At 70.5% G+C, this 1,034-nt stretch carries 2 protein-coding genes; one reads left to right on the top strand and one right to left on the bottom strand.

The window, feature by feature from the left end; genetic code table 11:
* Positions 1–38 precede the first annotated feature (38 nt).
* Positions 39–269, top strand: a complete 231-nt coding sequence (locus tag AC2W7M_RS26195) for a hypothetical protein (RefSeq protein ID WP_486136098.1) — start codon at positions 39–41, stop codon at positions 267–269.
* A 344-nt stretch (positions 270–613) separates the two neighbouring features.
* Here AC2W7M_RS26195 and AC2W7M_RS26200 read toward each other — a convergent pair whose 3' ends face one another.
* Positions 614–820, bottom strand: coding sequence for a DUF1127 domain-containing protein (locus AC2W7M_RS26200; RefSeq protein ID WP_486136100.1), 207 nt, complete (start codon positions 818–820; stop codon positions 614–616).
* Between the last annotated feature and the right edge of the window lie 214 nt (positions 821–1,034).

A 1,034-nucleotide genomic window follows, 5' to 3' on the forward strand; every position in this document is an offset into this window, starting at 1 on the left:
CGGCGCGCCGAACCGATTCGCCCTGATCTATCCGACCCATGGCGCGCGCCTGGAGGCGGCGGCCGAAGCGGACGGCGCGGAGGCGGAGGGCCTCGTCATCGAAGGTGGAGGGCGGCGCGCTGCCGCTGACCGTGCTGGCGAGCGGCGGCCGTCGCCGCGCGGAGGACCGGCGCACCGGTGTTCTGGACCCCGCCCGGCCGGGCTTCGTCCGCCTCACGGTGATCGACGCCACCGGCCGCGCGGAGAGCGTGACGGTGCGCGTGGAATAGGGGCGGCGCAAAAAAAACCGGCCGCGCCGGGCGGCGGGTGGTTGAGAGGCCCCGGGAGGGGTCGGGAGGAAACTGGGGCGAGGAACGGCCAGGTTCGATGGCCCTTCCGTCCTTTAGCGCGGTCCAGACTAACGGCGGACCGTCTGCGCCCATACGGGCGCGAAAACACACTCCGATCGCGGAACCACGGACGGGACGAGCCCGCAACCTCCGTCGATCCGCCGAAACTCTGGCCGGTCGGCGACCTGCGTCGGCCGGCCTTGAACCTCAACCCGTCCGCCTCACATCCGTTCCATCGCCCCGACGCGCGGGGTGCGATCAACAGGCGAAGGCGCCGTCCGCATTCAGCGGCCGCGGGCAACGACCTGGGGAATGTCCTCGCGGACGAGACCCATCTGGGCGAGCTCGGTGTTGCTCAGGCGGCTCAGATAGTCGTAGCGGTCGGCCATGCGGCGGGCCTCGGCGACGGCCGAGAAGAAGTCGGACACGGCCGCGGCGAAACGCCCGAAAAAGCCGGTATCGCGCAGGCCATTGGCAGTGATCGTGGTCATCTTTCCCTCCATTCGATGATGCGAATATAGGGCGGATGCGTGCGCTGCAACATGGCCGATTGTGCATAGCACCAATGCGAATGCCGTATACCAGAACGAGGCGGCGGCGGATGCGAATTGGCTCTGGACCGGCGGCGGCGAATTGCGTATAGAGCGCGCCTGCCCGCGCTGGCGGGGCGCCCGCCGCCTCCGCCCCGGCGCCGCCGCCGCCCGC

The sequence above is a fragment of the Xanthobacter sp. BG11Y11_SDJG genome, assembly GCF_057364445.1.